General features: G+C 72.1%; 17 protein-coding genes and 1 pseudogene. 8 read left to right on the plus strand and 10 right to left on the minus strand.

Going from position 1 to position 19,933, the window contains the following annotated elements:
- Positions 1 to 360 precede the first annotated feature (360 nt).
- The 3 genes from AOK08_RS11220 to AOK08_RS11230 all read left to right on the plus strand — a co-directional run bounded on the left by AOK08_RS11220 (position 361) and on the right by AOK08_RS11230 (position 2,879).
- Positions 361 to 1,020 carry a M15 family metallopeptidase gene (locus tag AOK08_RS11220; protein ID WP_055525346.1) on the plus strand — a complete coding sequence of 220 codons (660 nt, stop codon included), beginning with the start codon at positions 361 to 363 and terminating at the stop codon, positions 1,018 to 1,020.
- Positions 1,021 to 1,158: 138 nt separating this feature from the next.
- Positions 1,159 to 1,641, plus strand: coding sequence for an RNA polymerase sigma factor (locus AOK08_RS11225; protein WP_055525347.1), 483 nt, complete (start codon positions 1,159 to 1,161; stop codon positions 1,639 to 1,641).
- Between the two features lie 101 nt (positions 1,642 to 1,742).
- Positions 1,743 to 2,879 (plus strand): C40 family peptidase, encoded by a 1,137-nt coding sequence (locus AOK08_RS11230; RefSeq protein WP_055525348.1) that lies wholly within the window; start codon positions 1,743 to 1,745, stop codon positions 2,877 to 2,879.
- 144 nt (positions 2,880 to 3,023) lie between these two features.
- Here AOK08_RS11230 and AOK08_RS11235 read toward each other — a convergent pair whose 3' ends face one another.
- Positions 3,024 to 3,443, minus strand: a complete 420-nt coding sequence (locus AOK08_RS11235) for a TOBE domain-containing protein (protein WP_055525349.1) — start codon at positions 3,441 to 3,443, stop codon at positions 3,024 to 3,026.
- 411 nt (positions 3,444 to 3,854) lie between these two features.
- Here AOK08_RS11235 and AOK08_RS11240 point away from each other — a divergent pair, with 411 nt between their 5' ends.
- The gene (locus tag AOK08_RS11240) at positions 3,855 to 5,909 is read left to right on the plus strand and encodes a phosphocholine-specific phospholipase C (RefSeq protein WP_055525350.1); all 2,055 of its coding nucleotides are present in this window, start codon (positions 3,855 to 3,857) and stop codon (positions 5,907 to 5,909) included.
- Between the two features lie 76 nt (positions 5,910 to 5,985).
- Positions 5,986 to 6,747, plus strand: a complete 762-nt coding sequence (locus tag AOK08_RS11245) for an LURP-one-related/scramblase family protein (protein ID WP_055525351.1) — start codon at positions 5,986 to 5,988, stop codon at positions 6,745 to 6,747.
- Between the two features lie 210 nt (positions 6,748 to 6,957).
- Here AOK08_RS11245 and AOK08_RS11250 read toward each other — a convergent pair whose 3' ends face one another.
- Positions 6,958 to 7,914, minus strand: a complete 957-nt coding sequence (locus tag AOK08_RS11250) for a DUF2510 domain-containing protein (protein ID WP_055525352.1) — start codon at positions 7,912 to 7,914, stop codon at positions 6,958 to 6,960.
- A gap of 323 nt (positions 7,915 to 8,237) precedes the next feature.
- Here AOK08_RS11250 and AOK08_RS11255 point away from each other — a divergent pair.
- Positions 8,238 to 10,919, plus strand: a pseudogene (locus tag AOK08_RS11255) (ATP-binding protein).
- Positions 10,920 to 10,949: 30 nt separating this feature from the next.
- Here AOK08_RS11255 and AOK08_RS11260 read toward each other — a convergent pair.
- The 8 genes from AOK08_RS11260 to AOK08_RS11295 all read right to left on the minus strand — a co-directional run bounded on the left by AOK08_RS11260 (position 10,950) and on the right by AOK08_RS11295 (position 18,528).
- Positions 10,950 to 11,741, minus strand: coding sequence for an SDR family NAD(P)-dependent oxidoreductase (locus AOK08_RS11260; RefSeq protein WP_055525353.1), 792 nt, complete (start codon positions 11,739 to 11,741; stop codon positions 10,950 to 10,952).
- A gap of 312 nt (positions 11,742 to 12,053) precedes the next feature.
- Positions 12,054 to 13,181, minus strand: coding sequence for a bifunctional 3-oxoadipate enol-lactonase/4-carboxymuconolactone decarboxylase PcaDC (gene pcaDC / locus AOK08_RS11265; protein WP_055525354.1), 1,128 nt, complete (start codon positions 13,179 to 13,181; stop codon positions 12,054 to 12,056).
- Positions 13,178 to 14,539: a 3-carboxy-cis,cis-muconate cycloisomerase gene (gene pcaB / locus AOK08_RS11270; RefSeq protein WP_055525355.1), complete on the minus strand. Its 1,362-nt coding sequence runs from the start codon at positions 14,537 to 14,539 to the stop codon at positions 13,178 to 13,180. Before pcaB ends, pcaDC begins: the two co-directional genes overlap by 4 nt.
- Positions 14,536 to 15,135, minus strand: a complete 600-nt coding sequence (pcaG, locus tag AOK08_RS11275; protein WP_055525356.1) for a protocatechuate 3,4-dioxygenase subunit alpha — start codon at positions 15,133 to 15,135, stop codon at positions 14,536 to 14,538. Before pcaG ends, pcaB begins: the two co-directional genes overlap by 4 nt.
- Complete coding sequence (pcaH, locus tag AOK08_RS11280) at positions 15,135 to 15,908, minus strand: protocatechuate 3,4-dioxygenase subunit beta (RefSeq protein ID WP_055525357.1); 774 nt, start codon at positions 15,906 to 15,908, stop codon at positions 15,135 to 15,137. Before pcaH ends, pcaG begins: the two co-directional genes overlap by 1 nt.
- 9 nt (positions 15,909 to 15,917) lie before the next feature.
- On the minus strand, positions 15,918 to 17,120 hold the full coding sequence (locus AOK08_RS11285; protein ID WP_055525361.1) for a thiolase family protein: 1,203 nt from the start codon (positions 17,118 to 17,120) through the stop codon (positions 15,918 to 15,920).
- Between the two features lie 5 nt (positions 17,121 to 17,125).
- Positions 17,126 to 17,773, minus strand: coding sequence for a CoA transferase subunit B (locus tag AOK08_RS11290; RefSeq protein ID WP_055525358.1), 648 nt, complete (start codon positions 17,771 to 17,773; stop codon positions 17,126 to 17,128).
- On the minus strand, positions 17,773 to 18,528 hold the full coding sequence (locus AOK08_RS11295) for a CoA transferase subunit A (RefSeq protein ID WP_055525359.1): 756 nt from the start codon (positions 18,526 to 18,528) through the stop codon (positions 17,773 to 17,775). Before AOK08_RS11295 ends, AOK08_RS11290 begins: the two co-directional genes overlap by 1 nt.
- Before the next feature lie 300 nt (positions 18,529 to 18,828).
- On the opposite strand from AOK08_RS11295, the gene AOK08_RS11300 reads away from it, so the two are divergent.
- Positions 18,829 to 19,293 carry a MarR family winged helix-turn-helix transcriptional regulator gene (locus tag AOK08_RS11300; protein WP_055525360.1) on the plus strand — a complete coding sequence of 155 codons (465 nt, stop codon included), beginning with the start codon at positions 18,829 to 18,831 and terminating at the stop codon, positions 19,291 to 19,293.
- A 103-nt stretch (positions 19,294 to 19,396) separates the two neighbouring features.
- Positions 19,397 to 19,933: IclR family transcriptional regulator (locus AOK08_RS11305; protein WP_079053974.1), on the plus strand; the 537-nt coding region annotated here is incomplete at its 3' end.

The following is a 19,933-nucleotide window of genomic DNA, read 5'->3' on the forward strand; positions in this document are numbered from 1 at the left end:
GGCACACGGCGTCCTCCGGGAGCTGGGCTGCGCCGGGGTACCGGAGCCGAGGGCGGCTGCCGGGTCCGGCGGGTAGCTCGGGGCTGGGGGCGCTGGGGGCGCTGGGGCTGCTGGGGCCGCAGGGGGCGCTGGGGCTGCTGGGACCACCGGGTTTGCCGGGACCGCAGAGACCACGGGGACCACAGGGTTCGCCGGGTCTGCCGAGTGCGCGGAGTCCGCCGGGTCCCTCGGGTCCGGGTTCCCCGGGTCCACCGGGTCTCTGGCGGCCGTCGAGTCGTTCCCGCCCTCTGTAGAACGCCTGGTGACGCCCTTGCAGGCAACTTGCAGAGGATCTGCAGCGCGGTCCGGGACGCTGTTTGTGTGACAGAGATCATCACTCTCTCGGACGCCCGGGTCGCCGCCGTCGCCGTGGACGACTGCGGTGAGCCGCTGGTCGACCTGCGGGGCACCGGCCATCTGCGGCTCGACCACCGGCAGGCCGACGACGACGGCAGCTACGCCCACCTCCGATCCGGTGTGCGCGACCGGCTGGTGCGGGCCCAGGGCCTGCTGCCCGCCGGGGTGCGGTTCCTGGTGCTGGAGGGGTACCGGCCACCCGATCTGCAGCGGCGGTACTTCGAGACGTACGCGCAGACCTTGCGCCTGGCCCATCCCGACGCCCCGCCCGAGCGGATCCGCGAGCTGGCCAGCGCGTACATCTCCCCGCCCGAGGTGGCACCCCACGTCAGCGGCGGGGCCGTCGATCTGACGCTGTGCGACCAGGACGGCAGGGAGCTGCCCCTGGGCACGGAGGTCAACGCGACCCCCGAGGAGAGCGAGGGCGCCTGCCGCACCGCCGCGCCGAACATCAGCGCCGAGGCGCGCGCCAACCGGGCCCTGATGGAGTCGGCTCTCGGCGCGGCCGGCTTCGTCAACTACCCGACCGAATGGTGGCACTGGTCCTACGGAGACCGGTACTGGGCGCTGCTGCGCCAAGAACCGGCCGCCCGCTACGGCCCCGCCGCCCGGCCCCGGGCCTGACCTGACCCGGCCCGAGGCCTGACCAGCCCACGGGCGTGACACCAGACGACCGTACGACCGCGCGTACGAACGAGGGGAACCGCAGTGACGACCACCAGCTCCGATTGTCCGCCACCGCCGCGCGAGACCGGCGACCGGATGAGCCCGAAGGACTTCGACGCCTCCTTCGCCGCCGACATGCCACGGCTGCGGCGGCGGCTGCTGGCCCTGACTGGCAACCCGCACGACGCCGACGACCTGGTCCAGGAGACCTACCTGCGGCTCTCCCGGCGGGCCCGGGCGCAGAACCTGACGCGGCAGCAGCACCCGTACGCCTACACCTGCACCGTCGCCCTGAACCTGCTCCGCGACTCCTGGCAGCGGCCCTCCCGCCGTGAGCAGGCCACCGACCGGCTCCCCGAGACCGGCTGGGACGGCGGGCTCGCCTCCTACGAGGCGTCCGAGACCACGCGGGCGCTGCTGGGCGTGCTCTCCGAGAAGGAGGCCGCCGCGGTGATCCTCGTGGACCTGGAGGGTCTCAGCCACGACACGGCGGGCGAACGGCTCGGCGCGCACCGCGGAACCGTACAGCGCAACCGGATGCGGGGCCTCGCCAAGATGCGCGACGTCCTCGGCCACTGACCCGTGCCGCTCCCCCCACGGGGGTGGGGAAGCGGCACGGCTGTACACCGCCGCCGTGCCCGGGCCGTCCGGGGACGGCACCGACAAGAAGGAAGAGTTCCTTGAACATCAGCAGCACGCGCCGCCGGACCAGCGGCGCGCTCCTGGGGGCCTCGGTCCTCGCCCTGTCCGCGTTCTTCTCCGCTCCCGCGCAGGCGGCGCCGGCCGCCGACTGCGGTGTCCTCGCGCCGGGCGCGTCCGCCACCGCCCAGGCCGCCGTGAACGCCGCCTGTTCGCAGATCGGCGTCTGGTACAGCTGGGGCGGCGGGCACGGGGCGTCACCGGGCGCCAGCTACGGCTACTACGACGGCTCCGACCCCGACAGCCTCCACGACAACGAGCGCAAGGGCTTCGACTGCTCCGGCCTGATGCGCTACGCGTACGCCCAGGCCACCGGCAGGGACCTGCTCAACGGCACCGCCAACGACCAGATGCACAGCTCGCAGGCCTCGGCCCGGTTCTCCGCCGGGCAGGGCACCGCCCCGCTGCTGCCGGGCGACCTGATGTTCTGGGGCAGCGGGCACGCCCATCACGTCGCCATGTACCTGGGCGGCGGGCAGATGGTCGAGGCGTACGAGTCGGGCACCCACATCCGGGTCGCCCCCGCGCGCACCGGCGGCGACTACGCGGGCGCGATCCGGATCAACGGGTCGGGCACGCCCGCCCCGCCGCCCGCGAACGGCGGTACGGTCTTCGAGACCTGGGGCACGGATGTGCGCACCCACGCCACACCGAGCGTGCGCGGCGCCGTGAAGGACACCTTCGCCGGACCCACCCAGGTGTCGGTCCAGTGCCAGCAGCACGCGGAGAGCGTCACCGCCGAGGGCTACACCAACGACATCTGGTCCAAGCTGGCCGACGGTTCCTGGCTGACGAACATCTACATCAAGGGCCCGGCGTCGCTGCCCGGCATCCCGGACTGCGGCGGCAGTCCCACCCCGCCGCCGTCGGGCAACAGCAAGCCGTTCCAGACGTGGGGCACCGGGGTGCGTACGCACAGCGAGCCGAACGTCGGTGCCCGGGTGGTCGACTACTTCGCGCAGCCCACCACGGTCAACGTGGTCTGCCAGTCGCACGCCCAGGAAGTGACGGCCGAGGGCTACACCAACGACGCCTGGTCGAAGCTGACCAACGGCTCCTGGATCACGAACATCTACATCAAGGGAGAGGCCTGGCTGCCCGGCGTGCGCACCTGCTGACGGGCGACGGGCGACGGGCGTACGTCCCGTCCCGGGCCGCCGGAGACCGGTCTCCGGCGGCCCGGGATCCCTGCCCCCGCTACGGGCGTGGCGGTACCGGACCTTCAGCCGGTCGACCGGACGTTCACCTGGTCGACCGGACGCTCACACGGTCGCGAGGGAGATCTCGGTCGACTTGATCAGGGCGACGACCGGCGAACCGGTCGCTAGACCCAGGTCGCGCACGGCGTCGGTGGTGATCGCGGCCGTGAGGGTGCCGCCCGCGACGCTGACCTTCACGGACGACATGGCGGCGCCCGTGACGAGTTCGGCGACCCTGCCGGGGAGCTGGTTGCGGATGGAGATGCCCTCGACGGCGGCCATGGCGAGCGAGACCTCCGTGGACTTGACCAGGACCCGCACGGCGGAGCCCGCGGCGAGTCCCAGATCCCTGACGGACTCCCGGGTGATCGCGGCGGTGATCTCCTGACCGCCGTCGAGCCGGACCCTGACGGTCGCCATGACCTCTCCGGTGGTGACGGCGATGACGGTGCCGGGAATCTGGTTGCGGATGCTCAGGCTCATGGCGGAACGCCTCACAGGGGAGAAGGGAGAAGGTGTCGAAGGTCAGCTTTTAGGGCTTCTGGGTCTTTTGTGAGGGTCACGCTAGCCGGGCCGGGCGCCCGCTCCCGGTCAGGCCGGGTGCGGGTGCGTCTGTGTCGCCCTCACGGTCGCCCGGATCCCGGCATCGGTACGCGGTCCGAGTTCGGCCGCGGCTACGGTGCCGTGGTGAACGGCGGCGTGACGTCGCACCCCGGGCGTGGTCGTGGGGGTCTCTTGAGCCTGCCTTGGTGCGCCGCACATCTCACGTACCGATGACCTTCACACCGATGCCACCGGACCCTTCCGCCTCGTTCGGTACCCCTGGGAAACTCCAGGCGCGCATTCCGGCACCTTCCACCCCTTGCCGCCATCAGGACGAGAGGCCCTTCCCCCATGCCCGATGTCAACCGGCGCCACTTTCTCCAACTCGCGGGCGCTACCACGGCGTTCACCGCGCTCTCCAGCAGCATCGAGCGCGCCGCCGCCCTCCCCGCGCACCACCGCACCGGGACGATCAAGGACGTCGAGCACATCGTCGTCCTCATGCAGGAGAACCGGTCCTTCGACCACTACTTCGGTTCGCTGCGCGGAGTCCGGGGCTTCGGGGACCCGCATCCGGTCACCCAGGTGAACGGCAAGTCGGTGTGGCACCAGTCGGACGGCACCAAGGACGTACTGCCCTTCCGCCCGGACGCCGACGACCTCGGACTGGCCTTCATCCAGGACCTCCCGCACGGCTGGAGCGACGGGCACGTCGCCTTCAACAACGGCAAGTACGACAAGTGGATCCAGGCCAAGTCGGCGACGACCATGGCCTACTTGAACCGCAAGGACATTCCCTTCCACTACGCGCTGGCCGACTCCTTCACCATCTGCGACGCGTACCACTGCTCGTTCATCGGCTCCACGGACCCGAACCGCTACTACATGTGGACGGGTTACACGGGCAACGACGGCAAGGGCGGCGGCCCCGTCCTCGGCAACGACGAGGTGGGGTACAGCTGGACGACGTACCCGGAGCGCCTCGAAGCGGCGGGCGTGTCCTGGAAGATCTACCAGGACGTCGGTGACGGGCTCGACGCGGCCGGTTCCTGGGGCTGGATCCCGGACGCCTACCGGGGCAACTACGGCGACAACTCGCTCCTCTACTTCAACCAGTACCGCGACGCGAAGCCCGGCGACCCCCTCTACGACAAGGCCCGCACCGGCACCGACGCCCGCAAGGGCGAGGGCTTCTTCGACCAGCTCAAGGCCGACGTGTCGGGCGGCAAGCTGCCGCAGGTCTCCTGGATCGTCGCCCCCGAGGCCTTCACCGAGCACCCCAACTGGCCCGCGAACTACGGCGCCTGGTACATCGCCCAGGTGCTGGACGCGCTCACCGCCGACCCGAAGGTGTGGGCCAAGACGGCCCTGTTCATCACGTACGACGAGAACGACGGCTTCTTCGACCACCTCGTACCGCCGTTCCCGCCCCAGTCGCCGGCGCAGGGCAAGTCGACGGTCGACGTCGGCCCGGACCTGTTCAAGGGTGACGCCAAGCACGCGGCCGGCGCCTACGGGCTCGGCCAGCGGGTGCCGATGCTCGTCGTGTCCCCGTGGAGCAAGGGCGGGTTCGTCTGCTCGGAGACGCTCGACCACACGTCGATCATCCGGTTCATGGAGAACCGCTTCGGGGTGCACGAGCCCAACATCTCGCCCTGGCGGCGCGCGATCTGCGGCGATCTGACGGCCGCGTTCGACTTCTCGCGCAAGGACACCAAGCCGGTGGTCCTCCCCGACACCGACGGCTACCGGCCGCCGGACAAGGTCCGCCACCCCGACTACGTCCCGACGCCGCCCGCGAACCCGGTCCTGCCCCGGCAGGAGCGCGGCCTGCGTCCGGCCCGCCCGCTCAAGTACGCCCCGTACGTGGACGGTTCGGCGGATCCGGCGACCGGAAAGCTCACCCTGACCTTCGCCTCCGGCACCGAGGCGGGCGCCTCCTTCCTCGTGACCTCCGGCAACCGCACCGACGGCCCGTGGGCCTACACGACCGGCGCGGGCCAGAGTGTCTCCGACACCTGGAACTCGGCGTACTCGCGGGACGCCCACGACCTGACGGTGCACGGCCCGAACGGCTTCCTGCGGGTCTTCAAGGGCCGGGGCAAGGGTGCCGCCGGACCCGAGGTGACCGCCCGGCACGCCGGGGACGACCTTGAGCTGACTTTCACCAACATGGGCTCCGAGAAAGTGGAGTTGAAGGTGAAGAGCGGTTACGGGGGCCACACGCACAAGATCGGCGTGCGGGCCGGGGCCACCGTGCGGCACCGGGTGGACCTGGGTGCCAGCGAGCGGTGGTACGACGTGACGGTCACCTCGGACGCCGACGCGTCGTTCCTGCGCCGGTTCGCCGGACATGTGGAGAACGGCCGGGCGGGCGTGAGCGATCCGGCCATCGCGACCTGCTGAGAGCGGATGAGATGGTGCCGGGGCGCCTTGACCTGTACATGGTTGCGATACGGCCATGTCGCGGTAGCGTGCCCCGGTGACCACGCATTCGAACACATCCGCGGGCCAGTACCCGGACCCCGACGGAGCGACTCAGGACCAGCCCCTGCTTCAGAAGGGTGCCGACGCACGGGTGCGGCGACAGGTGCAGCGCCAGGTGCGGGAGCGGGCCGGAGTCACCGGGGGCGGGACGGGTGGCGGCACGCTGTTCACCGAGCCGGTACTGGTGGTGAACCAGAAGGCCAAGCTGATCGAGGTGACCAACGAGTACCGGGTCATGGATCAGAACGGCCTGGAACTCGGCTCGGTCGTCCAGGTCGGCCAGAGCACGCTGAAGAAGATCATGCGCCTGGTCTCCAGCCTCGACCAGTTCATGACGCACAAGCTGGAGATCCGGGACGCCGACGGGCAGCCCGTGCTGCTGCTGACGCGCCCCCGGAAGATCTTCAAGTCACGGGTGATCGTGCAGCGTCCGGACGGTTCGCCGGTCGGTGAGATCGTCCAGCAGAACATGATCGGGAAGATCAACTTCGCGATCAACGCGGATGGTCAGCAGATCGGCGCCATCAAGGCGGAGAACTGGCGGGCCTGGAACTTCGCGATCGTCGACCACGCGGAGAACGAGGTTGCCCGGATCACCAAGACCTGGGAAGGCATGGCGCGGACGATGCTCACGACCGCGGACAACTACGTCCTGCAGATCCACTACCAACTCCCCGAGCCCCTGGTGAGCCTCGTGGTGGCGACGGCACTGACCGTCGACACGGCGCTGAAGCAGGACGCGCGGGGGTTCGGCTGACGGATCGGCGCACAGAGGCCGCCTGAGGCCCCCGCGCACACCGGCCGGGTGGGGTTCCTCCGACGCGGAGGGCGCCCCACCCGGCCGATCCGCGTCCACCGCCCCGGGGCGCGGAGCGGCGGATCGGCAGGGCGGTGAACGGCAGACCGGTTAATCGGTGAATCGGTGGGTTGGTGGATCGGCGGGTCGGTGGATCGCCGGATCGCCGGATCAGACGTTCTGCCCGCTGCCGCCGCCGGCCGAGGAGACCCTGATCCCCGACGTGATCTCGTCGATGACCGACTGCTTCTGGTCGGCGTCGATGCCGAAGCGGACGACGACGATCTGCTGGGGGTTCGACGGCGCGGGGAAGGCCAGCGACTCGACGATGCCGTCCACGCCCTTGCTCGTGACCGCCCGCCAGCGGACCAGGTAGCCCTGCTGCCCGGCGACGGTCACCGCCTTCGCGGCGAGTACGTCGTGCGAGGTGATCTTCCCGTACGTCGTACCGCCGTACGAATCCTCGGCGTTCGGCGCGATGTCCGCCTTGGCGACCGCCTCGGGCGTGCTGCCCGGCGTACGCAAGGCCAGCGCGGGCGCCGAGTAGGCCCCGCCCTTCGTGCAGGTCTTCGCCAGGTCGCCCGGGCACTTGTACGAGGTGTCCGACGTCACCTGCCCGCCCACGGTGATCGACTGGCCGTACCAGCCCTCCGGGATCGGAATGCTGATCCCGTTGGTCGAGTCGGGAACGGAACCGCTGTCGATCCTCGGGCTCTCGGAGGGCTTCGACTCCTCCGGGTCCGGAGTCCGGCCGCCCGAGCCGCCTCCGGGGCCGCCGTCGCTGCCGCCCCGACCGCCCGGCGCCTGTGAGCTCACGTCGCTGCGGCTGCCGCCGTCGTGCTTGGTCAGGACGTACACGCCGCCGCCTATGCCCGCGAGGACGGCGACCGCCACCGCGACGGCTATGCCCGTGCGCAGCCCACGCCGGGTGCCCGCAGGCGGATGCTCCGGATACGCCGGGTACGCACCGCCGGCGGCGAGCACCGCCGGTGGACCCCAGGCGGCGGCCGAGCTCTCGGGGCGGGTCTGGTCCGTCCATGTCCTACCGTCCCACCAGCGCTCGGTGGCGGGGCCGTCACTTGTCTGCCCGGGGTCGGGGTACCAGCCGGGAGGAGTCTCCTGCGTCATGCCCCCACCGTATGAGGCTCGTGTGAAAGCCGGATGAGAGGAGTCCCCTTTCCGCCGGGAACGGCGCGGAAAGGCGGGCCGGGATGCCGAGATAGCGGGATACGGAAGGTCCGGACCGCCCAGCCCTCGACGCGCCCCGCCGACAGGAGGGGAACGTGCGTGCGAAATATGTCTGGGCTTTCGCCGGCGCCTCCGTCGGGTCGTCCTGTCGTACGTCCTGTCACTCGTCCCGGCAGTACCTGGGCGGTCCCGCCTCCACTTCGGGGGCCGGACGGCTAGTCTCAAGTTCGTACGTCGTTCAGGCGACTTGGGGAGGTAGCGGGATGACGGAGGAACCGCCCGGGACGGCCGGCTCCGGCGCCCTGTGGGAGCGCGACACACAGGTCGCCGCCGTGGAACGGGCGATCGACGCCCTGCGCGTCGACAACTCCTCCCCGGGCAGTCTGCTGCTCTTCACCGGCGAGGCGGGTCTCGGCAAGACCGCGCTGATGGCCGAAACCCGGCGCCTCGCGGAGCGGCGCAAATGCGTGGTGTGGTCGGTGCGCGGCGGCGAGACCCTCAAGTCCGTCCCCTTCAACGTCGTACGGCAGTTACTGCAACCCGCGCTCCTGTCGCTGATGCCGGAGGAGGCCCGCGAGTACCTCGGCGACTGGTACGACATCGCGGGCCCCGCCCTCGGCATCACGGAACCCGGCGAGCGGCTGGCCGACCCGCAGGGCGTGTGCGACGGCCTGGTCGCCGCGGTGCGGCGGCTCGCCAAGCGTGACTGGCCGCTCGTCCTGCTCATCGACGACGCCCACTGGGCCGACCAGGAGAGCCTGCGCTGGCTGGCCGCGTTCGCCGAGCGGCTCGACGACCTGTCCGTCCTCGTCGTGGTCGCCCACAGGCCCGACGAGGCCACCGGCGCCCGTGCCGACCTCCTGGCGGCGATCGCCCGGTCGGCCGGCCCCGTCGCCACCCTCGACGCCCTGTCTCCGGCGGGTGCCGCCGGCCTCACCCGCGGCACCCTCGGCGCGCACGCCGACGACCCGTTCTGCCGCGAGGTGTGGGCGGTCACCGGCGGCAACCCGTACGAGACGGTCGAACTCCTCGCCAAGGTCCAGGACACCGGGCTCGCCCCGGTCGAGGCGTCCTGCGGCGGGCTGCGCGAACTCAACAACGCGGCACGCGGCGGCGGCCTCGTCGCACGCCTGGAGGAACTGGGCCTCGAAGCCACCCGCTTCGCCTGGGCGGCGGCCATCCTCGGTACGGGCATCTCCGTGAACCTCGTCGCCCGGCTGGCCACCCTCAGCCACCACGAGGCCTACCGCTGCGCCAACCTCCTGTGCACCGCCCGCATCCTCATCGAACCCCAGCTGATGGCGGGTCAGATCCCGGTCAACGACCTGGAGTTCGTGCACCCGCTGATCGCCACCGCCGTCTACGACTCCATCCCGGACGCCACGCGCACCGCCATGCACGGCATCGCCGCCCAGGTCGTCACCGAATCCGGGCGGGGCGCGGCCGCGGCCTCCCACCATCTCCTCCACGTGTATCCGGACGACGACGAGGAACTCGTCGAGCAACTGCGCGAGGCCGCCCGTGAGCACCAGGCGGTCGGCGCCCCGGACGCGGCCCGCCGCTGTCTGGAGCGCGCCCTGCTGGAGCCGCCCCGGGCCGAGAGCCACCCGCACGTCCTGTTCGAACTGGGCTGCGCCACCCACCTCACCGCACCCGCCACCACCATCGGGCATCTGCAGACCGCGCTCGCGATGCCCGGCCTCGAAGGCGACCGGCGCGTCGACGCGATCGTCCGGCTGTCGCAGGCCCTGCTGCACAACGACCAGTTGGAGGAGGCCGTCCGCACGGTCGAGGCGGAGGCCACCCGGCACCAGCCGGGCCCTGCCCGGATGCGCCTCTAGGGTGTGCACTTCATGCTGGAGGGCATCTACGGCGGCGACGTGACGGCGCCGGGCCGCTCCGAGCGGCTCGCCGCGCTCGCCCGCCCCTGCACCGGCCGGGACAACTCCGAGCGCGCGCTGCTCATGCTGCGCGGCTTCGACGCCATGACCCACGGCGAGAACGTGGAGGAGGTCGTCGAGGTGTGCGACCGCGCCCTCGTCAACGGCCGCCTCGCTCCCGGGCTCGGCTGGACCGACCCCGAGTGGGGCATCGAGCTGCTGATGATGCTCGCCTGCGCGTATGCCTACAGCGACCGTCTCGACCGCGCCGAGGCCCTCTACACCGACGCCCTGCGCGCCTACGAGACGGCGGGCTGGAGCGGCGGCCACCTCTCCCTCGCCCATGCGTACGTCGGTCTCGGGCACCGCAGGAGAGGCCGTCTCAGGGAGGCCGAGACCTCCCTGAGGGAGTCCCTGCGGCTCGCCGAACGCGTCGGGCGCCGGCTGCCCCTGCACTGGTCGGCGACGTGCAACCTCGTCGACACGCTGCTCGCCCGCGGCCATGTCGAGGAGGCCTGGGCGATCGCCGAGCAGTACGGCTTCGCGCCGCCCTACCCGTCCACCATCATCCTGCCCGAACCCCGCGCGGTACGCGGCCGGTTGCTCCTCGCCGTCGGCCGCACCAAGGAGGGCATCAACGAACTGGAGGCCGCGGAGAAGGCGGCGACCGGCCGGGGCTTCCACAACCCGGTGGTCGCCACCTGGGCCGTCGACCTCGCCCGGGCGCTGGCCACGGAGGACCCGGCCCGGGCCGCCGTCCTGGTCGCCGACGCCCGCCGGTACGCCGAGCGGTTCGGCACGGACACCGCCATCGGCGAGGCCCTGCGCTGCGCGGCGGCCCTGGAGACCGGCCAGCGGGCGGTACGCCTGGCAGCCCAGGCCGTCACCTATCTGGAGTCGTCTCCCTGCCAGTACGAACACGCGGCGGCCCGCGTCGAGTACGGCATCCTCGCCCGCTCGGTCGCCGAGATCCAACGCGGCCTGACCCTGGCCAAGTCCTGCGGCGCGGACGGCCTGGTCGCCCAGGCCAGGGACGTCCTGGAGACGGGACGGGGCCTGCGCTGACCGGCCGGGGGCCCGGGGTGCGGGTGGTGGTCAGGCCCGGAGCAACTGCTCCGTGACCCTCTCCAGCCGCCCCCGCACCTCGTCGTCGTACGCCTCCTCGTGCGCCCGCGACCGTCTCGTACCGTCGAAGTAGTGTCCGCTGCCCGATTCCCGGGTCACCAGCGCGAGGACGGCCGCCGCGCCGTCGGCGACGCTCGACCAGGGGGCGACGCCGGCCTCTCGGACCATCGCGGTGTCCATGTAGGTGGCGGGGTGCAGCACGTTGACGGAGATGCCCGAGGACGCCAACTCCTCGGCGAGGGTGAAGGTGTGGGCGGCGAGCGCGAACTTGCTGCGGACGTAGGCCGTGGTCCCGCTGTAGCCGCGGGTGAGTTCGGGGTCGTCGAAGTCGAGGGGCGCCTGTCCGGCCGAGCCGACGTTCACGATCCGAGAGGGCGCGCCCGCCCGCAGCGCCGGCAGCAGGGCGCGGGTGAGGACGACCGGCGCGAGGTAGTTCACCGCGAGCCGCAACTCATGCCCGTCGACGCTCAGTTCACGCCCCGCGCCGCCCGGACCGGCCCCGACGCCCGCGTTGTTGACGAGCACGTCGAGGCTCGGGTGCGCGGCAAGGATCTCGGCGCCCAGCTCCCGTACGGCGGCCAGCGAGGCCAGATCGGCCACGAACCCCTCGGCATCGCCCTCGGCCCGCAGCTCTGTGACGAGCAGCTCGGTGCGGCCGGGGTCGCGCCCGTGGGCGAGAACGGTGTGACCGGAGCGGACCAGCTCGAAGGCGACGTACCGGCCGAGCCCCGAAGTGGCGCCGGTGATCAGAACAGTGGACATGCCCCCACCGTAGACACGGGACGAAGGCACGCACGAGACGTTGCTGGGACTACGACCAGCAGGGTCACCCTCCTCGGGGGTGAGGCCGTCGCGGCGGGCCGCGCGGATGTGCTGGAGGCGGGACGGGGGCCGCGCCGGCCGGCGGCGCGCCCGCTGCCCGGGTCCCGGGGCGCCGGAGCGAGGCGACGGCGGGGCGGATGAGGGCGACCGGTGTGCGGCGGCGCACCGTGAGTGCGGCTCGTGCCCGTCGCACGTGAGTTCACTGCGGTGGCCATGTGCGCGCCACCGCCGCCGCGCTCAGTGAGCAGCGGCTCACCCTTCCGAGCCGTCCTCCTCCGCCAGTACGCGCTGTGCCGCCGCGAACGCCGAGTTGGCCGCCGGGACCCCGCAGTACACGGCCGTCTGGAGGAGCACCGCGCCGATCTCCTCGGGGGTGAGGCCGTTGCGGCGGGCCGCGCGGACGTGCATCGCCAGTTCGTCGTAGTGGCCGTGGGCCACCAGCGCGGTGAGCGTGATCATGCTGCGCTCGCGTCGGGTGAGCGTCGGATCGGTCCAGATCTCGCCCCACGCGTAGCGCGAGATGAAGTCCTGGAAGCGAGCCGTGAACGGCGTCTGCCGTGCCTGCGCCCGGTCCACGTGCGTATCGCCGAGGACCTGCCGGCGCACCTCCATGCCCCGGCGGGGCAGCGCCCCCAAGTGCGGGCGCAGCGCGGCCAGTACGGCCTCCGGGCACTGCGCGACCGCCAGATGCGAGGCGCCCGGGAGTTCGACGAGCGTGGCACCCGGCACGGCGTCCGCGATCTCCCGCAGATGGGCCGGGGGAGTGGCCGGGTCCTGCCGCCCGGCGACCACCAGCGTGGGCGCGACGATCCCGGCCAGCCGGTCGCGCAGGTCGAAGGCGGCCAGCGCGTCGCAGCAGGCGGCGTACGCGTCCGGATCGGCGTTCCGGTGATCCGCGACCAGCTCCGGCACCGTGAACCCGGGTGTGAACCAGCGCGCGTCGGCGCTCTCCGCGAGCCCGGCGAGCCCCTCGGCGCGCACCAGCGCGGCCCGTTCCTCCCACGGCTTGCTGCCGTTGAAGTGGGCCGAGGAGCAGAGCACGGCGAGCGAAGACACCCGCTCCGGGTGGTGGACGGCCAGATGCAGGCCGACCGCCCCGCCCAACGACACGCCCGCGTAGGCGAATCGACCGATCCCGAGCGAGTCGGCGAGCGCCAGCACCAGCGCGGCCAGATCGCCGACGGTGGCCCCGGGCCCGATCAGGCCGGGCGCCGAACCGCCGTGCCCGGGCAGGTCCCAGCGGACCACCCGGTGGGTGACGGACAGCTCGGGCGCCACCTTGTCCCAGAGGGCGTACGACGTCCCGAGCGAGGGCCCGAGCAGCAGCGGGGGCGCGGTGGCGGAACCCTCGACGACGTGGTGCAGCAGCTTGTCGGTCACGGTCGCTCCAGAGCGCGGTCGGTCAGGGCTCCGGCGGAGCCGGTGTAACAGGCGGGATCGGTCAGGTCGTCGAGGGGCAGGTCCGTCAACTCCGGTTCCTCTGCGAGGAGTTCCGTCAGCGGGCGTCCCTCGGTGTAGGTGCGGGCGGCCACTTCGGTGAGCAGGGCCTTCGCGCGGGCCCGGCCGAGCACCGGCGCGAGTTCGGCGGCCAGCCGCTCGGAGACGATCAACCCGTGGGTGAGGCCCAGGTGTTGGCGCATGGTGTCCGCGTGGACCCGTAGTCCCGCGGTCAGTTCCGCCGCGTCCAGGGCGGCGCCCCCGGTGACCCGCAGCAGCCCCCTGAGCGGCTCCCACTCGGCGTGCCAGGCACCGGCCGGCCGCTCGTCCTCGGCGACCAGCGCCCCGTACAGCGTGGCCGCGAGCTGCGGCGCGCGCCGGGCGGCGGCGGCGATCAGCGTCGACCGTACGGGATTCGCCTTGTGCGGCATCGCGGACGAACCCCCGCCGCTGCCCTCCGACAACTCGGCGATCTCGGTGCGCGCCAGTGTCAGGACATCGGCGGCGATCTTCCCCAGAGCACCGGCCGTGAAGGCGAGCGCCCCGGCGAGGTCCGCGACCGGGGTGCGCAGGGTGTGCCAGGGCAACAACGGCTCGGCGAGGCCGAGTTCACGGGCGTAGGCGGCGACCAGGGCACGTGTGTCGACAGTGCCCTCGGTCGCGCCGAACACGGTGAACGCGGCCAAGGTGCCTGCGGCGCCCCCGAGTTGGGCGGGCAGGCCGCTGCGTACGGCCGTGAGACGGTCCCGTGCGTCGAGGACCAGCGAGCGCCAGCCCGCCGCCTTGAGCCCGAAGGTCGTCGGTACGGCGTGCTGGGTGAGCGTGCGGCCCGGCATCACGGTGTCGCGGTGGTCGGCGGCCAGCCCGGCGAGGGCCCGCGCGGTGCGGTCGAGGTCCGCGAGGACCAGGTCCAGGGTGCGGGCGGCGACCAGCATCGTCGCCGTGTCCAGGATGTCCTGGCTGGTCGCACCCCGGTGGACGTACGGCCCGTACTCCGCGCCGACCGCCGCCGTCAGGTCCGCGACCAGCGGGATCACCGGATTTCCGCCGGTCCGGGCGCGCAGCGCGATCGAACGCGCGTCGAAGGCGGAGGAACGGTGAGCAGCCGAGGTGACCGCCCTGGCCGCTTCCTCCGGTGCCAGGCCCAGCCCGGCCTGGGCACGGGTCAGCGCGGCCTCGGCGTCGAGCAGCGCCCGCAGATACGCGGTGTCGCTCGTCGCGGAGGCCGCCGGGGAGCCCGCCCACCCGGGGGAGAGCAGGCCGGTGTCGGCGGCGGACTCGGCGTCGGCAGGTGGTGTCACTCGAACTCCAGGAAGACCGTTTCGCCCTCGCCCTGAAGGCGGATGTCGAAACGGTACGTGCGCCGCTCGCCCTCGGCGGCGACCAGCGTGGCGCGTCGCTCCGCCGGCAGGGAGTCGAGCAGCGGATCGGCGCCGTCCGCCAGATACGCACGCGTGTACAGGTGGGTCAGCAGTCCCCGTGCGAACACGCACACGCTGATGTACGGCAGACCGGCGTTGCCCGGCGGCAGCGTGTACAGGGCGTAGTGCCCGTCGGCGTCGGTGGCGACCCGCCCGAAGCCCGTGAAGTCGGTGCCGTTGCGGCCCAGGAAGCCGCCCGTCACCGGGTCGCGGCGCAGTGAGCCGGGGGCACCGGCGAGGGAGCCGTCGGCCGCCGCCTGCCAGAACTCCAGCAGGGCGTCCGGGATCGGGTTGCCCTCGCCGTCCAGGACGTACCCGTGGAGGGTGACCGTGTCCGGGTGGCCCTTGGGCGCGACCTGCTCGCCCTCGGGGAAGGGGAGCGCGTAGCCGTAGAACGGGCCGACGGTGTGGGACGGGGTGGGGAGCAGGTCCACCGGGGTCTCCGTGGACGCGGGGGACTTCCGGGAGACGCTCATCAGTCGCGGCCTTCTTCGATCCAGGTGGCGGAGGGACCGTCGAGGACGATGTCCCACTCGTAGCCGAGCGAGAACTCGGGCTGGGACAGGTCGTGGTTGTACTCGGCGACCAGACGGTTGCGGGCGGCCTCGTCGGTCACCGAGCGCAGGATCGGGTCGTAGCGGAACAGCGGGTCGTTCGGGAAGTACATCTGCGTCACCAGCCGCTGCGTGAACGCCGTGCCGAAGACCGAGAAATGGATGTGCGCGGGCCGCCACGCGTTGGTGTGGTTGCGCCACGGATACGCGCCCGGCTTGATCGTGGTGAACCGGTACCGTCCCTGATCGTCCGTCAGGACCCGCCCCACACCGGTGAAGTTGGGGTCGAGCGGCGCGGGATGCTGGTCGCGCAGATGGGCGTACCGGCCGGAGGCGTTGGCCTGCCACAGCTCGATCAACTGGCCCCGCACGGGGCGCCCGTTCCGGTCGAGGAGCCGGCCGGAGACGGTGATGCGCTCGCCGAGCGGCTCGCCCTGGTGCTGGATCGTGAGGTCGCTGTCGATGTCGGTGACGTCGGTGACCCCGAACACCGGACCCGACAGCTCGACCGTCTCCGGGTCCCCGCCGCTCACCGCGACCAGCGGCTGCTTGGGGTGACGCAGCACCGAGCTGCGGTACGGGGCGTAGTCGCGCGGCGGATGGTTCTGTACGGGCGCGCCTGCGGCGACCGCCTTGTCGTAGGCGTCCTGGAGGTCGCCGACCTCGGCGTCGATGTCCGACTGGGTGAGAGCCATGGGGAGTTCCTAGCGTTCGAGGACGAGGGCGAGGCCCTGGCCCACGCCGATGCAGAGGGTGGCGACACCGACTCCCGTGCCCTTGCGGGCGAGTTGGTGGGCGACGGTCCCGGCGAGCCGGGCACCCGAGGCGCCCAGCGGGTGCCCGAGGGCGATCGCACCGCCCTGCGGGTTGAGGATCGCCGGGTCGAACTCGGGCCACTCGGCGACACAGCCGAGGACCTGGGCGGCGAAGGCCTCGTTCAGTTCGAGAGTTGACAGATCGTCAAATCCCTTGCCCGCCTTGGCGAGTGCGCGGTTGACGGCCTCGACGGGGGCGAGTCCGAAGTAGTCCGGATCGATCGCCGAGACGCCGGTCGCGCTGACCCGGGCGAGGGGCTCGCGCCCGGTGGCCCGCAGGCCCTCCTCGTCGACCAGGAGAAGGGCGGCGGCGCCGTCGTTGAGAGGCGAGGCGTTGCCCGCCGTGACGGTGCCGCCCTCTGTGCGGAAGGACGGCTTGAGCCTGGCCATGGCCGCCAGGGAGGCGTCGGCGCGTACGCATTCGTCGGCGGCGAAGGCGACCGGGTCGCCCTTGCGCTGCGGGATGGACACGGGGGCGAGTTCGGAGTCGAACAGGCCCGCCTGCTGCGCCGCGGCGGCCTTCCGGTGGCTGGCGAGGGCGAACTCGTCCTGCTGCTCGCGGGTGATCTTGTGCTTGTCGGCGATGCGTTCGGCGGACTCGCCCAGCGGGATGGTCCACCGGGGGTCCATCGCCGGGTTGGTCATGCGCCAGCCGAGCGTGGTCGAGTACAGCTCGGTGTGCCCGGCGGGGAAGGGCCGGTCGTTCTTCGGCAGGACATAGGGGGCGCGGGTCATCGACTCCACACCACCGGCCACGGCGACGGAGGCGTCCCCGACCGCGATGGCCCGGGCCGCCTGGATCACCGCCTCCAGGCCGGACGCGCACAGCCGGTTGACCGTCACCCCGGGCACCGAGGTGGGCAGCCCGGCGAGCAGACCGGCCATGCGGGCCACGTTGCGGTTCTCCTCGCCGGCGCCGTTGGCGTTCCCGAAGTAGACGTCCTCGATCCGGGACGGGTCCAACTCGGGGGTGCGGGCGAGGAGTTCGCGGATGGCATGGGCGGCGAGGTCGTCCGGGCGGACACTCGCCAGACCGCCGCCGTAGCGGCCGATCGGGGTCCGTACGGCGTCGACGACGTAGACGTCCTTCAGACTGCTCACGGCTGGATCTCCTCGGGGATGCGGACCTTCGCTGCGGTCTTCGCCACGATCTCCTCGACCGTGACACCCGGAGCGGTCTCGACCAGCACCAGTCCGTCGTCGCCGACGTCGAGAACACCCAGGTCGGTGATGACCCGGTTCACACATGCTTTGCCGGTGAGCGGCAGTTCACACCGCTCCAGGATCTTCGGGGAGCCGTCCTTCGCGGTGTGCGTCATGACCACGATCACCGTGCGGGCGCCGTGCACCAGATCCATCGCCCCGCCGATCCCGGTGACCAGCTTGCCCGGGACGGCCCAGTTCGCCAGGTCGCCCCCGGCGGACACCTGCATCGCGCCCAGCACGGCGACATCGATGTGCCCGCCCCGGATCATCCCGAAGGAGAGGGCGGAGTCGAAGAAGGAGGCGCCCGCCAGGACCGTCACCGTCTCCTTGCCGGCGTTGATCAGGTCCGGGTCGACCTGGTCGTCGGTCGGGTAGGGGCCGGTGCCCAGGATGCCGTTCTCCGACTCCAGGACCACCTCCACGCCGGCGGGGAGGTGGTTCGGGATCAGGGTCGGCAGGCCGATGCCCAGATTCACGTACTGCCCGTCGCGCAGTTCCCGCGCGGCCCGGGCGGCCATCTCTGTCCTGTTCCAGGCCATCAGTTGCTCACCGTCCGCTGCTCGACCAGCTTGTCCGCCGCCTGCTCGGGGGTCAGGGCGATCACCCGCTGCACGAAGATGCCCGGCAGATGCACCGCGTCCGGGTCGATCTCGCCGGGCTCGACCAGTTCCTCGACCTCGGCGACCGTGATCCGGCCGGCCATGGCCGCGAGGGGGTTGAAGTTACGGGTGGCCTTGTTGAAGACGAGGTTGCCGTGCCGGTCGCCCCTGGCCGCGCGGACCAGCGCGAAGTCGGTGCGGATGGCGTGCTCCAGCACGTACTCCGTGCCGTCGAACTCCCGTACCTCCTTCGGGGGAGACGCCAGCGCGACGCCGCCGGAACCGTCGTAGCGCCATGGCAGCCCGCCCTCGGCGACCTGGGTGCCGACTCCGGCGGGGGTGTAGAAGGCGGGGATGCCGGTGCCCCCGGCGCGCAGCCGCTCGGCGAGCGTGCCCTGCGGGATCAGCTCGACCTCCAGCTCACCGGCCAGATACTGGCGGGCGAACTCCTTGTTCCCACCGATGTACGAGCCGGTGACGCGGGCGATCCGGCCCGCCGCCAGCAGCACCGCGAGGCCGGAGTCCATCGCGCCGCAGTTGTTGGACACCACCGAAAGGTCCGAGACCGCGCGCTCGTACAACGCCTTGATCAGCACGTTCGGCACGCCGGCGAGCCCGAATCCGCCCACCGCGAGCGAAGCGCCGTCCGGCACATCGGCCACCGCCTCCAGGGCTGTGGCGACCACCTTGTCCATCCGTGAGGCCCCATCTCTTCCGAGATCTCTCGCGAGTCTCTTCCGAATCTCTTCCGACCGCCGATTGCTCAGGGCACTGAGCATTTCGGCGAGGTTTCCCTCACGCTGCCACTCGTCGCTCGTGTCGTCAATAGACACCGAAGAATGTGAGGTAGAGGGCCTGGGGCCGGTAGGCAGACAGAAGGCATGGTGGGCCGGTATCGTCAGTGCACAGACGAAATATTGGTCCGGCGCCACACCTTCACGCCGACAACCCCACGCAGACGGCCGTACGCAGGCCCGACGACCCCAGGAGCGGACATGGCCGCGGTGGATCTCTCCACCCACCCCGGGCACCTCGCCCGGCGCCTCCAGCAGGCGCACTACCTGCTGTGGAACACGATGGTCTCCGAGGAGATCACCTCGCCGCAGTACGCGGTCCTGAACGCGCTGGTCGCCGAACCCGGCCTGGACCAGCGCACGGTCGGGGAGCGGGTGGGCCTCGACCGGTCCACGGTCGCCGAGGTCGTCAGCAGGCTCGGCCGCCGCGACCTGATCGACAAGGTGCGCGACCCGGAGGACGGCCGCCGCTCCCTGCTCCGCCCCACGGACGACGGGGTGCGCGCACACCGCAGGCTGACCGTGCGGACGGCCCGCATGAACCAGGTCTTCCTGGCCCCGCTCTCCGCCGACGAGCAGTCCGTCTTCCTCGATCTCATCCAGCGGGTCGCCGACGCGGCGGAAGGCCTGCGCAACCCGGCCGAACCCCTCACCTCCCCACGCTGAGCACCCTCCCCGGCAGGCCGGGTCCGCTCAGCGGACCGGCAGCGGATACCGTGCCGGGGAGAGACCGCCGTCCGGACCATGGGGCGGTCCGNNCGCCGCCGGGATGCGCACGGTCCAGCGGGCCATCGACGTCCTCGGACTGTTCGACGAGGTCCGGCCGGCACTGTCCCTCCGCGACATCGTCAGCGCCTCCGGCCTGCCGAAGACCACCGTGCTGCGCATCCTCCAGACCCTGCGCCTCAACGGCCTGCTCTGGGTCGACGAGCACGGCCGCTACCTCGCGGGCCCCGCCCTGCTGCGCTGGTCCCGGCTCGCCGAGGAGGCCTGGCGGCTGCCGCCCGCGGCCCGGGCGCTGCTGCGCGACCTCGCCGCAGAGCACAAGGAGACGGTGCACCTGTATGTGCGCCGGGACATCCACCGCGTCTGCATCGCCCAGGAAGAGGGCCCGCAGGCGCTGCGCCAGGTCGTACGGGTGGGCGACGAACTCCCGCTGTGGGCGGGCGGTGTCGCCAAGGCGCTGCTCCTGGACGCCCCGGCCGGGCTGCTGCTGCGGGTCGCGGAGGCCTCACCGTACGGGCCCGGACATCTGGCGACCCTGCGGACCTGGATCGAGGAGGCCCGGGAGAACGGGTACGCCGTG

It is taken from the genome of Streptomyces graminilatus (assembly GCF_001418565.1).
Lineage (GTDB): Bacteria > Actinomycetota > Actinomycetes > Streptomycetales > Streptomycetaceae > Streptomyces > Streptomyces graminilatus.

What these genes read in the sequence shown, in the direction of transcription:
- AOK08_RS11250 (WP_055525352.1), bottom strand. Translation starts at nt 7,914, where the DNA reads ATGACGCAGGAGACTCCTCCCGGCTGGTACCCCGACCCCGGGCAGACA.
- pcaG (WP_055525356.1), bottom strand. Translation starts at nt 15,135, where the DNA reads ATGAGCGTCTCCCGGAAGTCCCCCGCGTCCACGGAGACCCCGGTGGAC.
- AOK08_RS11260 (WP_055525353.1), bottom strand. Translation starts at nt 11,741, where the DNA reads ATGTCCACTGTTCTGATCACCGGCGCCACTTCGGGGCTCGGCCGGTAC.
- pcaH (WP_055525357.1), bottom strand. Translation starts at nt 15,908, where the DNA reads ATGGCTCTCACCCAGTCGGACATCGACGCCGAGGTCGGCGACCTCCAG.
- AOK08_RS11300 (WP_055525360.1), top strand. Translation starts at nt 18,829, where the DNA reads ATGGCCGCGGTGGATCTCTCCACCCACCCCGGGCACCTCGCCCGGCGC.
- AOK08_RS11235 (WP_055525349.1), bottom strand. Translation starts at nt 3,443, where the DNA reads ATGAGCCTGAGCATCCGCAACCAGATTCCCGGCACCGTCATCGCCGTC.
- AOK08_RS11240 (WP_055525350.1), top strand. Translation starts at nt 3,855, where the DNA reads ATGCCCGATGTCAACCGGCGCCACTTTCTCCAACTCGCGGGCGCTACC.
- AOK08_RS11290 (WP_055525358.1), bottom strand. Translation starts at nt 17,773, where the DNA reads ATGGCCTGGAACAGGACAGAGATGGCCGCCCGGGCCGCGCGGGAACTG.
- AOK08_RS11295 (WP_055525359.1), bottom strand. Translation starts at nt 18,528, where the DNA reads ATGGACAAGGTGGTCGCCACAGCCCTGGAGGCGGTGGCCGATGTGCCG.
- AOK08_RS11225 (WP_055525347.1), top strand. Translation starts at nt 1,159, where the DNA reads ATGAGCCCGAAGGACTTCGACGCCTCCTTCGCCGCCGACATGCCACGG.